Annotated in this window: 10 protein-coding genes and 2 pseudogenes; 8 read left to right on the plus strand and 4 right to left on the minus strand. The window is 43.8% G+C overall.

Annotated elements, in window-relative coordinates; all coding sequences use genetic code 11:
• Positions 1 to 414: 414 nt before the first annotated feature.
• Positions 415 to 1,234: pseudogene (locus tag H583_RS36235) on the minus strand (Rpn family recombination-promoting nuclease/putative transposase).
• Between the two features lie 839 nt (positions 1,235 to 2,073).
• On the opposite strand from H583_RS36235, the gene H583_RS0122050 reads away from it, so the two are divergent.
• From H583_RS0122050 to H583_RS36240, 7 genes and pseudogenes are all read left to right on the plus strand, one after another.
• Positions 2,074 to 2,514, plus strand: a complete 441-nt coding sequence (locus H583_RS0122050) for a GNAT family N-acetyltransferase (RefSeq protein ID WP_028562361.1) — start codon at positions 2,074 to 2,076, stop codon at positions 2,512 to 2,514.
• Positions 2,515 to 2,847: 333 nt separating this feature from the next.
• The gene (locus tag H583_RS33915; protein ID WP_081667432.1) at positions 2,848 to 4,983 is read left to right on the plus strand and encodes a transglycosylase domain-containing protein; all 2,136 of its coding nucleotides are present in this window, start codon (positions 2,848 to 2,850) and stop codon (positions 4,981 to 4,983) included.
• A gap of 307 nt (positions 4,984 to 5,290) precedes the next feature.
• Positions 5,291 to 6,301, plus strand: a complete 1,011-nt coding sequence (locus H583_RS0122065) for a helix-turn-helix domain-containing protein (RefSeq protein ID WP_028562362.1) — start codon at positions 5,291 to 5,293, stop codon at positions 6,299 to 6,301.
• 142 nt (positions 6,302 to 6,443) lie between these two features.
• Complete coding sequence (locus tag H583_RS0122070) at positions 6,444 to 7,451, plus strand: ABC transporter substrate-binding protein (protein WP_036710479.1); 1,008 nt, start codon at positions 6,444 to 6,446, stop codon at positions 7,449 to 7,451.
• On the plus strand, positions 7,448 to 9,523 hold the full coding sequence (locus tag H583_RS33920) for an iron ABC transporter permease (protein ID WP_051236836.1): 2,076 nt from the start codon (positions 7,448 to 7,450) through the stop codon (positions 9,521 to 9,523). The genes H583_RS0122070 and H583_RS33920 overlap by 4 nt, the downstream gene beginning before the upstream one ends.
• A 55-nt stretch (positions 9,524 to 9,578) precedes the next feature.
• Positions 9,579 to 10,757, plus strand: a complete 1,179-nt coding sequence (locus H583_RS0122080) for an MFS transporter (protein ID WP_028562364.1) — start codon at positions 9,579 to 9,581, stop codon at positions 10,755 to 10,757.
• 173 nt (positions 10,758 to 10,930) lie between these two features.
• Positions 10,931 to 11,230, plus strand: a pseudogene (locus tag H583_RS36240) (pyridoxal-phosphate dependent enzyme); the annotation flags it as partial.
• 155 nt (positions 11,231 to 11,385) lie between these two features.
• On the opposite strand, the gene H583_RS0122090 reads toward H583_RS36240, so the two are convergent.
• The 3 genes from H583_RS0122090 to H583_RS0122100 are packed head-to-tail and all read right to left on the minus strand — an operon-like array spanning position 11,386 to position 13,334.
• Complete coding sequence (locus tag H583_RS0122090) at positions 11,386 to 12,069, minus strand: hypothetical protein (protein WP_028562366.1); 684 nt, start codon at positions 12,067 to 12,069, stop codon at positions 11,386 to 11,388.
• 1 nt (position 12,070) lies between these two features.
• A complete protein-coding gene (locus tag H583_RS0122095) occupies positions 12,071 to 12,940 on the minus strand; it encodes an ATP-binding cassette domain-containing protein (RefSeq protein ID WP_028562367.1) in 870 nt (289 codons plus the stop codon).
• Between the two features lie 7 nt (positions 12,941 to 12,947).
• On the minus strand, positions 12,948 to 13,334 hold the full coding sequence (locus H583_RS0122100) for a GntR family transcriptional regulator (protein WP_036710482.1): 387 nt from the start codon (positions 13,332 to 13,334) through the stop codon (positions 12,948 to 12,950).
• Positions 13,335 to 13,566: 232 nt separating this feature from the next.
• Between H583_RS0122100 and H583_RS0122105 the strand changes: the two genes are divergently transcribed.
• Positions 13,567 to 14,271, plus strand: coding sequence for an ABC transporter ATP-binding protein (locus H583_RS0122105; protein WP_028562369.1), 705 nt, complete (start codon positions 13,567 to 13,569; stop codon positions 14,269 to 14,271).
• The last annotated feature ends 2 nt before the right edge of the window (positions 14,272 to 14,273 follow it).

The raw sequence follows: 14,273 nt of genomic DNA on the forward strand, positions 1-14,273 counted from the left end.
TTCAGTGAAACAGGTAATGGTGCTAGAGCTCATCGCTGGCAGCGATGCGATCAGGGGTTCGATCCTGCTAAGGTCCACCAAACTTCAAACGCTGAAACCCCTTGATACATAAGGGATTTTTCTTTTTGTCTCATAGAACGTGCATGTGGCAAAACACGATTTAGTGCTCCGTGATTACGCCCGTGTTCACCAAAGAATTTGGGAAGGTCTGGATCGGCTACAGATTAGATGTAATACAGCCTGGATACTGGTCTGAGGCTGGAGAGGATAACTTCGTCATGGAGGAGAAAGCTTGGGGAACGGAATGTCTGCCAGACCCCGTAGTAAAGGAAAGTAGCGTTTGAAGCAAGCGCTATCTGTCAATTCATAATAAACAAAGGCTGCGGAGAGCCAATCTCACGCAGCCTAAAGCATTCAATGTGTTCGTTTCAGTTTGTTTAATTGCTCGGCAGAAAGTCCCGTTAGTTCTGCGATGGTTGTAATATCCATGCTTTTATCCAGCATGTTCTGGGCAACTTCTAGCTTTTCCTTGGAGCGACCAATAGACTCGCCTTCTGCCCTAGCACCTTCCAACATGGAAGCTTCGTCATGAAGGGCTTTTTGTCTCATCTCGTATAAGCGACGGGCTTCTGCATCTTGGCTTAGATACTCCAACGCAGTCATTGCTTTACCCAAAGTTGGTTCGTTCACTTTCAATACCTCCCAGTTCGTCGTGTCTTCGCTTTTCAGAAAAAACAGCCAGTTGAGCAAGCCGCCTTCACTCGGTATGCTTTGTGTATTCAGCTTGGATAGTTCCATGATGTGAATTTCAATGTCATCGATCAGTGTAATGCCGCTATGGTCTTCCCGTAGATGGAAAATGTTATGGTAACGGTCATTAGGTAGAATGGAGAAGTTAAGGATATTGATCGTGACGCATTTCCTGAGCCGTTTGTAGGAATGTCCTTCTTCAAGCTGTCCTGCGTATTGCTTGCTCCAATAATAAAGCGTTCGCTTCTCATTGCATTTCTACATTAATTAGCTTTCCTTCTGTCGTTTTGGCTTGGATATCGAATATGGATTGCTTATCTCGCGGCGAATCCTTATCCGTGTACGGATTCATCAGGACAATCTCGGTCAGCGGCGGCTCTCCAGCCTCCATAAAGGTTCTGTTAAGGAAGGCGAGAAGGATATCCTTATTTTCTTCGCTGCCAAATATGCGCTTAAAAACGAAATCGTTCTTGGGGTCAAGCAGTCATGCATCCGAATCAACTCCAATCCTTGTCATTATTATTATACTATGATTCCCATTTGTGTTGCATATTGACTCGCCGCGCATCACATTATCTCGTCTTTTCTTGGCTCATGAGGCAAGTTAGGAATGCCTTGTCTGTTCTGACAGCGGCCAGTTCAACCCGTAAAGCCAATCCGATTTTCGTAAGAGCAGAGACAACATCTTGTACCGCTCGTAGTCCATCGTAGCCACAGAGCGATAAATGCTATCCAAAATGGCATTGATCATCTCTTCGCATGTTTTAATTTGAGTGTACAGTCAGTCTTCCTCAAGCAATAGAGCTTCATATTTCAGGTTGAGGATACAGTAGAACATACCGAAGTCCGAAAACCCGAATAGAAGTAGGCTTTCGGACACTTCGTTACACAGCAGGACACCGTGCTAACCACACTGGCAGCGAAGAGATAAGGGTCCGCCCACGCGCAGGGAGTGAAGAAGATCCTATGATGGAATGCTTCAACGGACGAGACGGCGTCTGAATTTGCCGCTAAAAGATTTCGTCGAGTTGCTTCGATAGCCATATAATCAGAGATTCGGACATTCCCCTATTGGCTCGACTAATCACACACGGCAGAAATGCCATTTTTTTGTATTTAAGCACTCCAGACATGTGGAGTGCTTAATATTGATGGTTCTGAACAAAAATAATGTACTGGGATTTTGATAAGTGTATGATTAAAGCAGTCAAGTAAATCTCATGAAACGATGAGTGCAATAATTTTTGAGAAGAATAGGATTAAACTGTACCAGGCCTAAATATGCGAATTACATAATAACAAATAAAGGAGCTGTTACGTTAAATGAAACAGATTACTCTTCGCCAATCCCAAAATTCCGATGTTGAGACAATTGCTAATTTAAGGGCAATTGTGCTGCGGAATGATTTAACCAGGTTAGGAAGATTTGATGAAGAAAAGGTCCGTCAACGCCTCCGTAATTCATTTGATCCAGATCACACTTGGATTATTGAGTCAGATTCTTCTTTTGTTGGATGCATAGCTCTTAAACCAACGTTAGATGGATATTTATTGGAGCATTTTTATATTGATCCCAATCACCAAGGTAAAGGCATGGGTAGTCATGTATTAAAAAAAATACTTGAGCAGAGGGATGTCAAAGGAAAACGTGTAACATTAAATGTCTTACAAGGAAGCCCTGCTAAACTTCTTTATGAACGGTTTGGTTTTAAAGTTGATCGTGAAGATCTCATAGATGTATACATGTCTGTGATTGTAGAGTGAGATAACAGAGCCTTCGAAGTGATGTAATTCATGAAAGTTGTATCCTATACCTTTAGTGCTATCGGGGAAGATGTCAATAAGGTAATGACCGGGGCAAATTTGCTCAGCCGTGGATTCGATCATAGAGATGAACGGCATCCGCGGCAGAATAAAGCTGCACGCTGTTTGCCTTAACAGTGGATTTACGCAGGTTGTTTCGCAAGAGTCGCCCTTCTATTAAAGTATTGGAAAATCTTAATTTGACTAGAAGTCGTATCTTTTCCATTATTATTATAGACTTGAAAATGATCTTTTTCTGGTTCATGATACGTTTTACCACAACAGGAGACATCTATGAAAGAACATAATTTACTTAAGGAACAAGGCAACATTAACAGAGGGTCCAGAGTGTCGGGCTTCTCCGGCTTTTATAAATTTCTGGTTAGATTTCGGATTTGGATCATTGGAATCCTTCTTGGACTTTTGTCGCTTGTGGCGATCGGGGTCTACTGGATAAGTTCTCTTGATATTGAGAAGCTTGTAGTTCCCATATTAGCCCCGACTCAATTATTAGACAGGAATGGGGAACCGAGCTCCCAGATCATTTCCGTTAAAATCGATCCCATGTCGATTGACCAAATTCCGCTGCATATGCAGCAAGCCATCGTCGCCGTCGAGGACAAGCGGTATTACGATCATACGGGAGTGGATGCTTTCGGCATCATTCGAGCTGTGTTCCGCAATGTGAAGGAAGGTGGCGCAGCACAGGGAGGAAGCACGATTACTCAGCAGCTCGCCAAAAACGTTTTTTTAACGGGTGAAAAAACGTTCTCGCGAAAGCTGACGGAAGCAGCCTATGCCATCAAGATCGAATCTGCTTATAGTAAGGACCAGATTCTCGAAATGTATTTGAATCAAATTTACTTCGGAGAAGGTCAATGGGGAATACAGAGAGCCGCTAAGCGGTATTTCGGCAAAGATACGAAGGACTTGACGTTGTCCGAGTCCGCCCTGTTAGCCGCATTACCGAAAGCTCCCAGCCGGTACTCCCCGCTTAAAAATAAGGAACTCGCGGTGGAGCGAAGGGATCTTGTACTCGGCTTAATGCGGGATGAAGGTTTTATTTCGAAAGCAGAGTATAACCAAGCGATCGTTGAGCCCGTTCAGGTGCTTAAGGAAGTTCCTGCGGAACAGCAAAATTATTTGCTGGGTCAATATGCTTCATATACAGATGAAGTGATTGATGAAGCCATTGAATTATATGGATTTACGGAGCGCCAGTTGTTAGCCGGAAATCTGCTCATCTATACGGAACTGGATCCCGTCGTTCAGAGTGCGATGGAAAATACGTATCGTAATGATGCTCTGTTTCCCGAAAGCGCCCCCGGTCAACTCGTACAGAGTGGAGCAGTTATTATGGATCCTTCTACTGGTGGAGTTCGCGGAATTGTGGGGCAACGGGGCGAACATGTATTTCGCGGCTTCAATCATGCGACACAGCTTGTAAGACAACCAGGCTCGGTATTCAAACCCCTGATGGTCTACGGACCTGCTTTGGAAAAGGGATATGATGCGAAATCGATGCTGTACGATGGTCCGTTAGATATTAATGGTTATAAGCCTAATAATTCAGATCGCCGAACTTTAGGGCAGGTATCGCTTCGGGATGCAGTTATTCATTCGAGGAATATTCCAGCCGTTTGGTTATTGAACGAGATCGGCCTGCAAACTGGAAAAGCGTTTGTTGAGAAGCTCGATATTCCGTTGAGTGAAGAAGATAATAACTTAAGTTTGGCGCTGGGTGGACTGTCGCAAGGGCTATCCCCGCTTCAATTGGCGCAAGCCTACAGTGTTTTTCCTAATCTGGGGACAAAGGTTCCGGCGCATACCATAACCAAAATTACGACGACAGATGGACAAGTTTTAGCTGAAGCCAAGTTTCAACCGGTTTCGGTTATGTTGCCGGAAACTGCTCATGCAATGACAGAGCTGTTGATCGATGTTGTCCGGGAAGGAACAGGAAAGAACGCGGCAATGAATCGTCCGGTGGCAGGAAAGACGGGGACGACACAGCTTCCACAGAATAAACAGTTCGCAGGGATTACTGGAGGTTCTAAAGATGCCTGGTTTGTCGGCTACACGCCAGAATTGGTCGGGGCAGTTTGGCTTGGTTATGACAATACGGATAGCAAACATTACTTAACCACCTCAGGTGGACAATATCCGGCTTTAATCTTCAAAGAGATGATGTCACTGGCCTTAAAGGATGTTCCGATATCCGGGTTTATTAGTCCTGTGGCCGGGAAAATAAAAAAAGGGAATGTCCCTAAAGAAAATATAAAAGGGGACAAGGGGAAAAAAGATAAAAAAGAAGAAAAGGACAAGAAAGATAAAAAGAAAAAAGAAGAAAAGGATAAGAAAAAAGAGAAAGATAAAAGAGATAAGCAGGATAAAGATAAAAAAGAAGGGAAAGGGAGAAAAGAGGAGTAATAGCCGAATCCGCATTTTGGAGCTGGGTGAGAATTAAGAAGAACTCGATCAGTCGGCAGAATTGTAGCTTAGAATCTTAATCAGGGAGGATGTCAGCGGCGATAAGCCAAGGCTGGCATCCTTTTTATTCTCAAAATCCTTTCCGCGGCAGCCTTTATCGAATTAAACGGAAGGGAGCAATAAGTCTTTTATGTCCATAGCTCAGCTGGGGAATTCCAGTTTCGACTTACGTTTGATCTTCATCTCAAATTCTTATAATATATAATGAGAATGTTTTTCAATTAAAATTTGAAAAGGAAAGTACCCTATGCAGCATCAATTTACATTGGCAGATGTTCACGAATACATGGATCTCTTATCAGTAGGGATGCAAAGCAAGCTTTCATTAACCGGGTGGGAACAGCATCTTGTTCTTCCGGAAAGTGTGGGTAGCGGCTATATTTCGCGAATGAAGATTCGGCCAGGAATGGAAATATTGGTTGAGAATATGGTGCTGCGTGATAACCTAAGGCTGCACATTGAGCAGGAATGTCAAGTTCTTGGCCTTGCTTACCAACTCAGCGGGGATGTTTATTGCGAGTGGAACGGCAGAGCCGTATCTACTTCAAATTCCCCAGGAAATACGGTGTTTTTTACTGATCATACAAAGGTCTATCTTGAAACCAGCTCAATGTCCAGAAGTTATGGCATTAAAGTAAGGCTTCGTCCAGAAGAGCTAGGCTTCTATTTTGAAGACAAGGAAGAACGGGAGAGGCTTGCACACCTGTTAAATTACTATAAGAATACGGTTCATAGTTATGCAATGACCTCTGAAATTGAAAAAATTGTATCTGATATTCTGGTATGCGGCTATCAAGGGCCACTGAAGCGTTTATTTATGGAAAGCAAAGCTTTGGAGCTTATTATGTTATTTGTTCATGAACATGAAGAGGGAAGACAATCTGGGAAAGTGCCACGCGTGCATGGGAAAAATGATTTGGAAAAGCTGCATATGGCTCGGAAAATCATCGTTAATCATTTAGAACAGCCACACTCCATTCAACAATTATCTAAAATTGTAGGATTGAGTACAACCAAGTTAAAGAAAGGCTTCCGTGAATTATTCGGAACGACTATCTTTGAGCTTGTACGTGAACAGAGATTAAAAAAAGCCGCATGGCTCCTGGAAACGAATCAAATGAAAGTATGTGAGGCAGCCGTAGCTGTCGGGTATAGTAATCCAAGTAACTTTGCCACGGCATTTCGAAAACAATATGGTTGTAATCCCCGCGATTTTATACAACAAACAAAAAAAACGAATATGCTTCGTGTTCGTTGATATTAATGCGATTTTGACCGCAAGCGGTTGGAATCGTATTTTTTTTGGTCTTCAGCAGGTGAATAAAAATCTTTAGCAGGTAGATAGAATACATGTTATTTGTGATAATTGTTCTCAATTACACATTGGGAGGATATTTAAAATGAAAGCAAAGCCAATTTTAATCTATACGATTTTTTCCATCCTGGTATCCATTATGACAGGCTGCGGGTCTCTTTCAGAAGGGGAATCTACTGAAAATAAGATGATGCCTTCTTCTAATCCAGAAAAGATTCGAGTATTCAAGCATCCCATGGGAGAGGTGCAACTGAAAGGTATTCCGCTGAGAGTGGTTACACTGGATTTTAATTATACAGAGGATTTACTCGCACTTGGCATCCAACCGGTTGGCGTAGCTGACATAGCATCTAAAACAGGGTTTAATTCACTGGTTAATATTGAACCTGGACTTGCTGAAAATGTAGCAGATGTTGGTGGCCGTCAGGAGCCGAATCTGGAGAAAATTGCCGAACTTAAGCCGGATTTAATTATAGCAAACCTCTATTTTGTGAAGAAAAACTATACGATGCTTTCGGAGATCGCACCTACGATGATCTTTGATCCATATCCGTCTGAAGGAAAAAACCAGTACGAGGAAATGGTTGAGACCTTCCGGACAATTGCAGATATGCTAGGAAAAAAAGAAGAAGCAGAACAACAGCTTGCTCACTTGAAGCAAACTTATGAGGAAGCAAGAGTTGTGCTTGCAACAGCAGGGAAAGAAGATTTGCCCGTTGTACTTGCTCAATTATTCCCTGGTCAAACTGGACCAACGATTATGCTGTTCTCTCGTAATTCACAGGGCGCAAACATACTAAAGGAAATTGGTTTGAACAATATTTATGAATCACCAACTTTTGAACCATTGGGCGGTACAACAACGACAGTGGAAGCCTTGACAGCTTTGCAACAGGCGAACTTTATATACATGAACACAGATAGCAGCGGCGGTCTGGAAACACTGCTTAAACAGAATGCACTTTGGGAACAGCTTGATTTCGTAAAAGAAAAACGCGATTTTCCATTGGAAAGAACAGTGTGGGGGTATGGTGGACCTTTGAGTGCAAAGCTGCTTGTCCAAGAAATCGTTAAGGTGTTAACCAGACAATGATTCAGGCATTGATTCTTTCTCAGAAAGGGAACAAGGGCTGGAAGATCGCCGGAGGCGTGGTGTTCAGTATTCTATTCCTGATCCTAATGATGATGATCAATCTGACACAAGGGCAAGCCCAAATCGGATTAACCGATTTGATTAATATGGTTCTTTATGGGGATGGAACAGCCATAAGTCATATGGTATTGGTTTCGCGATTGCCAAGAGTTTTTGCAGGGTTGCTATGCGGAGCAGCCTTGGCAGTAGCAGGTGTATTGCTGCAAGCTGTGCTCCGCAATCCACTGGCATCAGCAGGCACACTCGGTATTAATGCAGGCGCATATTTTGCTGTTGTTGCAGGAACGGTATTTTTCCCGGCTTTCATATCTCGTTTTCCTATGGCGTTTGCTTTAATTGGAGGATTTGCTGCGGTTTTAATGGTTTACATGCTGGCAGGAGGGAGACGATCGACACCAATACGCCTCGTATTAGCTGGCATGATCGTTACTCTTCTTCTATCCTCTTTTACGAGTGTAGCTCAAATTTTATTTTTGGATGATGCCAGACATCTGTTTGCATGGGGATCTGGATCACTAGCCCAGAATAATTGGGATACGATTCATTCCGTATGGCTGTGGATTGCATTAGGTTTAGCTGCTGCCTTTATGTTCGCGAAACGATTTAATTTAATGGAGCTTGGCGAGGAAACGGCAGCTTCTCTCGGCCAGAGAATTCAAACAACAAAACGTCTCGGTATGGGGATAGCGGTAGTTCTGGCAACAGTAAGCGTAAGCGTGTCCGGACCGATTGGCTTTATCGGTTTGCTTGTGCCTCATATGGTAAGACTGATGGGCTTTCGCAATCACAAGATACTCATACCGTTAAGCGCTGTATTGGGATCTGCACTGCTACTCGGAGCAGATGCTTTAACCTACCCGTTTCAAGCTGCTTATGGAAATCTTCCTGTTGGTGCTGTTACAGCGGCAATAGGTGGTCCATGGCTTGTTTGGATTATATTGCGAATGACAAAGGGGAGAAGCGGAAACGGCAGAGTTAACTGGGCCACAACACTATCTGCGGGATATACATCTAGAGAAAGGCCTTTTTGGCTGTTCTATATGCTTCTCGGGCTTCTGCTTCTTTCTCTTTTGATTTATGGGTGCATGATAGGTGGCGGAAGCATGTTGTCCATTAAACAGTTGATGCTGGCTGTCAGTGGTAATGGGGATGATCAGCTTCGTCATATCGTCTTGAATATGCGATTACCCAGAATTGCCGCGGCCTTGTTTGGTGGAGCTGCACTTGCGGCAGCCGGTCTGCTCATTCAGGGAGCCGTGCGGAATCCTATGGCTGATCCTTCCGTAATTGGAGTAACGTCTGGTGCGGGCGTCGGGGTTTTATCTGTGCTTGCTATTTGGCCCTATGCATCCGGAGCCATGTTGGCTGTGTCAGCATTTGCTGGAGCAATTGGAGCAGCGGTCATTGTATTTGCGATAGCATGGAGAAGTGGATTTAGTCCCGGTTTATTTATATTGGCTGGTATCAGCGTTACGGCGGTTGGATCGGCTGCCATCCAGTTTCTTGTATTAAAATCATCCAGCCATACGGCTGCATTAATTTGGTTGGCCGGAAGTACGTATGCACGGGGCTGGACGGATACGACTCCTCTTATTATCGTTTCTCTGTTATTAATGCCGTTGGCATGGTGGCTGGGAAGACGGGTGGAACTGTTGGCCTTTGATGATGCTGTTTCGCTGGGGGTGGGCCTGCATGTACAACAGGCGCGGCTGCTTTCAGCTGGCATAGGTGTCGCACTTGCTTCTGTTGTGGTGGCTACGGTTGGTACTGTCGGCTTTATCGGCTTGCTTGCACCGCATGCAGCAAGATTCATATCTGGTCAGCAGCACCGTAGAACGTTTATTTTTGCTGTCTTAACAGGAGCCATTTTTTTGTTGGCTGCTGATATATCAGGACGATTAATTGCATCACCTAAGGAAATTTCATCAGGGCTGATGGTAGCACTGATAGGTACACCTTACTTGATTTATTTATTAAAGCCGGGTGGACGCGGGGGAGGGCGAGGAATTTGATAAGAACAGACTATGTGAACGTGCAAGTTTCATTTAAAAAGGAGTGAGTACGCTAATGAAAAAGCATTTTATTGTTATTTTCGTTACTGTTCTTGCGGCCATGATTTCGATCGCAACTTTTAATCCTATTTTGGGATTACTTGCGCGGAGCTTGGGTTTGACTGAGATTGAATCAGGCAGCCTGGTTACAATTACTGGAGTATGCTGGATTTTAGGAAGTTTCTTATGGGGCAGATGGGCACAATCCGGAAGAAAGCTTATTATGATAACGGCATTGCTTGGCTATACGGTAATGGTGACAGCATTTGCTTGGATCGCAGATGCAGCGCAAAGGGAGAGCTATTCAACTATACTGCTTTTTTGGACTTTTTTAGTTCTACGTGCATTGGCTGGCTTTTTTTTTGGAGCTATACCCGCTATGGCACAGGGATATTTAATGGATTGGACAACGGCCCATACTCGTGCAAATGGAATGGCCATATTTGGAGCTGCTAATGGACTTGGTTTTATACTTGGTCCAGCAATTGGAGCAGCTCTATCTGTGGCTGGTCTTACAGCTCCGATCTATGTTTCAGCGGCGTTATTGCTTGTGGTGATGCTTGTTTTTACAATTATGATTCCTGGAAATCAAGCCATTTCTGTACAAAATAGTGTGGTCAAACTGACTCCGTTCGATTCTCGAATTCGTTTGTATCTTGCAATTGGACTGGTTCTGTCCACTGTGATGATTATTTTACAAGTAACGAGCGGATTCTACATGCAGGATCGGCTTGCTGTTTCTGTCCCTTCCGCTACCCGAATGACAGGATTAGGCTTATCAACCGCCGGATTATTCGTCGTTGCGGCTCAGATACTGATTGGGCGTTTTTTGAGTTGGCAGTCAAGCCGGCTTTTGAAGTTTGGATTAAGCGCCCTTGGTGCGGGTTTCCTTCTATTTCTGGTTGCCCCAGCCTGCTATGGGTTTGCATTTGCAAGCCTGGGCATTGGCATTGGTTTTATTATGCCAGGTTATACGACTGCAGCCTCCCTTGCCGTTAGTGAAAACGAACAAGCCTCTGTGGCAGCTTTTGCTGCAGCAGTGCAAGGCGTAGGCACTTTTATTGGTCCGATAGTGGGGACTCTGCTATATTCGCTTCAAACTAATCTTTCCTATAGCTTTTGTTTAATACTAATTGTATGGTGCATTTCTTTTGTTATAAAGAAAAAAGAAAACCGACGTTCAGTCGAACACTAAACAAAGGATGCCTCTTTACCAGCGAAAAGCAAACCCGCCATCTATGAACAAGTTGACGAGTTTAATTGTTGCAAATGCAATAAGAAGTACTGTATTTTTTGAAGCAGGCCATTATTTGTATTGTACCGGAGCAGAAGAAAGTATAGAAAAATTCAGGGCATATATGGAAGAAATCACCTGTATTATCAGGAGGCCAGCCAGGGCCCCTCAATATTCAAGGGATAGGAATAGGCTTTGTTCCGGATAACTTTAAACGGAAAATCGTAGATGAAATCATAACGGTTACGGAAAAAGAAGCTTTTGAGTCCGCAAGACGGGTAGCCAGCAAGGAAGGCATATTAATTGGAGTATCCTCTGGGGCAAATATAGCTGTCGCACTTAAGCTGGCCCGGAAGCTCGGCAAAGGCAAAAAGATCGTTGCCTTTGCTCCGGATAGTGGAGAAAAATATGTATCCATAGGGTTATACGAGTAAGAATCTCCAAATATCATAGCAAGTCAGAGTAAAACAATAATATTTGAACTGAAAACAATGAGCTAATATTGAGGGCTTAAACCTCCAAATTGATGTCTCCTATACACATTTAATTTGGAGGTTTTACTGCGCCTGTCTATGTTGATCTGCCTCATTTAATACGTTCTTCTTTTGGTAAAAAGCCAGCATCCGGCCACAAAAATGAAATAAAGAATCAGGTTAAATCCAATGCCTGTCAGCAGTGAGCCGTTGAATAACAGTGCTTTGAAAAAGCTGGTGACATGGACACGCAGCGAAGGAATCCCCGTTCCGACCGGGATTGCCGTAAGGAGCACCACCCACAACAGCCACCCGGCAGGATGGGAGTAACCGGAGATGAGCATGCTTAGAAGCGCCATGACCATCAAATAAAAGGCGGTTTGGTAAAGAAAAGAACCGATAAAGCCAAAGTTATTCCAATGAAAGGCTTCAATAAGATCTACAGTATTCGTGTAATTCCGGATCACTTTCACTTCAAGTACAAACCATAAGGAATTGACCAAAGCGATGGCTGCTGCCCAGACGGCAAACACAAATTGAAGTGCCTTGAAATATTGTCCCCGGCTTGCTCCCAAATTTACGATGCGATTGTAATAACTTAACGGCAGTATGATAGCGATCAGGAGCAAAATGAGAATCAGCATATTGCCGTCGGAAAGCCGGGTACCTCGGCCGCTGTCTATATTTATACTGACAATGAAATCTGCCAGCCTTCCAAGCAGGATAAGAATAATGACGCCCCAGATAAAAATCCTCATTTGCAAATAGGTTGCCTTTAAATGCACGGCCAATGCAGCCAATTCAGTGACCTCCTTCGATCAAATACGAGAAAAACTTTTGCAGCGTCAAATTTTCAATCGAAATATTCAATTCACGGGCTTGCTGCATGTCACTATCGTCCAACGGTTCATAAATAGCGGCAAGTGTGCCGCGCCCATAGCTTTCTTTATGCAGAACACGCTTTCCGGCAGTAAACGAAGCTACCGCTTCCGCCTTTCCCCGGATCAGATGAGCAGCCATATGTATCCGGTTCATCTCATCATGAAGCAGAATAGAACCGGCTTCAATAATATATACCTTTTCGGCGACCGGAGCGATTTCATCAACCAAATGCGTAGAGAGCAGAATCGTGCGGGGAGAATTGGCGTAGTCCTCCAGAAGCGCCTTATAGAACCTTTCCCGCATCAATACATCGAGTCCAAGCACCGGTTCGTCGAATAAGGTTAGAGGCGCACGGCTGGCCAGGCCGATGATATTGCCTACGAGCGATTCCGTGCCTCTTGAAAGCTGTCTGATTTTTTTGTCCGGATCGAGCCGGAACGTTTCAAGCAGCTCATGGGCAAACGTCCAGTCCCAATTGGGATGAAAACTTGCAGCAAACTGCAAAATCTCGCGAACACGCGCTCCGCCGAAGTATTTGCTTTTCTCGCGTACGAAGCAAAAATCCTTCGGCAGCTCTCCTTTGCCGAGCTTTTTTCCTCTGACTTCGATTGTGCCGCCATTCGGGGTGATTCCGCCTGCAATCGTGTTAAGCAGCGTCGTTTTTCCGGCCCCGTTTTGTCCGAGTAAACCGTAAATCACATTTTCCTCCAGCTGCAAATCCAGATTTCGCAATGCGTAAGTCCGACCGTATTTTTTATTTAAATTGCTGCAAGTTAATGCAATGCTCACGGTGCGTTTATTCCCCTCTCAACTGTTTGATCATGTCAAAAATATCTTGAGTTGTCAGTCCGAGTTTGTCGGCTTCATCGAGCAGATTGGTCAACAGTTCTTTGTAGAAACGGTCTTTTCGCTTCATCTGGATCTTCTGTTTCGCATCCGCCGCCACATACATGCCAAGCCCTCTTTTTTTATACAGAATGCCTTCATTTACGAGCAGAGCGATTCCCTTCACCACGGTAGCCGGATTGATTTGGAACAGTTGTGAAAACTGGGCCACAGAAAGAATTTGCTCATCAACATGGAAAGTTCCATTTAGAATATCATCCTCAATTATGTCGGCAACCTGTTGGAAAATCGGTTGCTTATCGTCGAAAGTGACGTTCATTGCCTCACCATTCATCATATTAGTATGTTACTCATCTAACATACCATATTTTATACATAAACAATTGTCAATACCCGATGGTTTGATCCTGAATTGGCAAGTATTATGAACAAAAATCGCATATTGACAATTATACAGGCTCGAATTATAGTATGCTACATGAGTAACATACCGACATACCAAGTGTGAAATGAATTGAGAAAGAGGAATTTCAATAATTCCAATAAAATGATCCGGGGAGATGTCAGAAGTGAAAAATTTAATTGAGTTCAAAAACGTATCGAAACAATACACGATCGGGGAAATTCACATTAAGGCGCTGGATGGTGTTGAATTTTCTATTGCAGAGGGAGAGTTCGTCGTTATTCTGGGCGCAAGCGGGGCAGGAAAAAGTACGATTCTGAATATACTTGGCGGTATGGATACGGCTACCTCGGGTCAAGTTTTTGTTGGTGATCAGGAACTGACAAGTTTGGATGAAAAAAAATTAACCCAATATCGTGGCGGGAAAGTAGGCTTTGTATTTCAATTCTACAATTTGATTTCAAATTTAAATGCTCTGGAAAATGTGGAGTTTGCCACGGAAATATGCAAAAACCATCTGAATGCCAAAGATATTTTACATCAAGTGGGATTGGCGGACCGGATCAAAAACTTCCCTTCCCAGCTCTCCGGAGGGGAACAACAAAGAGTGGCGATAGCCAGAGCGGTTGCAAAAAATCCGTTGCTTTTACTCTGTGATGAACCAACCGGAGCTTTGGATTATGTTACAGGCAAGTCTGTCTTAAAGTTGCTTCAGGATTTGAACAGGGAAACGGGGAAGTGCGTCGTCCTGGTCACACATAATTCCGCCATTGCTCCCATGGCCGATAAAATTATTAAGGTGAAAAGCGGGAAAATAGAGAGCGTAACGATGAATGAGGTCAAGCAAAGCGTTGAAGGGATTGAGTGGTGAGT

Origin of the sequence: Paenibacillus pinihumi DSM 23905 = JCM 16419 (genome assembly GCF_000422505.1) — a bacterium.
Taxonomy (GTDB): Bacteria; Bacillota; Bacilli; order Paenibacillales; family Paenibacillaceae; genus Paenibacillus_D; species Paenibacillus_D pinihumi.

What these genes read in the sequence shown, in the direction of transcription:
- H583_RS0122050 (WP_028562361.1), top strand. Translation starts at nt 2,074, where the DNA reads ATGAAACAGATTACTCTTCGCCAATCCCAAAATTCCGATGTTGAGACA.
- H583_RS33915 (WP_081667432.1), top strand. Translation starts at nt 2,848, where the DNA reads ATGAAAGAACATAATTTACTTAAGGAACAAGGCAACATTAACAGAGGG.
- H583_RS0122065 (WP_028562362.1), top strand. Translation starts at nt 5,291, where the DNA reads ATGCAGCATCAATTTACATTGGCAGATGTTCACGAATACATGGATCTC.
- H583_RS0122070 (WP_036710479.1), top strand. Translation starts at nt 6,444, where the DNA reads ATGAAAGCAAAGCCAATTTTAATCTATACGATTTTTTCCATCCTGGTA.
- H583_RS33920 (WP_051236836.1), top strand. Translation starts at nt 7,448, where the DNA reads ATGATTCAGGCATTGATTCTTTCTCAGAAAGGGAACAAGGGCTGGAAG.
- H583_RS0122080 (WP_028562364.1), top strand. Translation starts at nt 9,579, where the DNA reads ATGAAAAAGCATTTTATTGTTATTTTCGTTACTGTTCTTGCGGCCATG.
- H583_RS0122100 (WP_036710482.1), bottom strand. Translation starts at nt 13,334, where the DNA reads ATGATGAATGGTGAGGCAATGAACGTCACTTTCGACGATAAGCAACCG.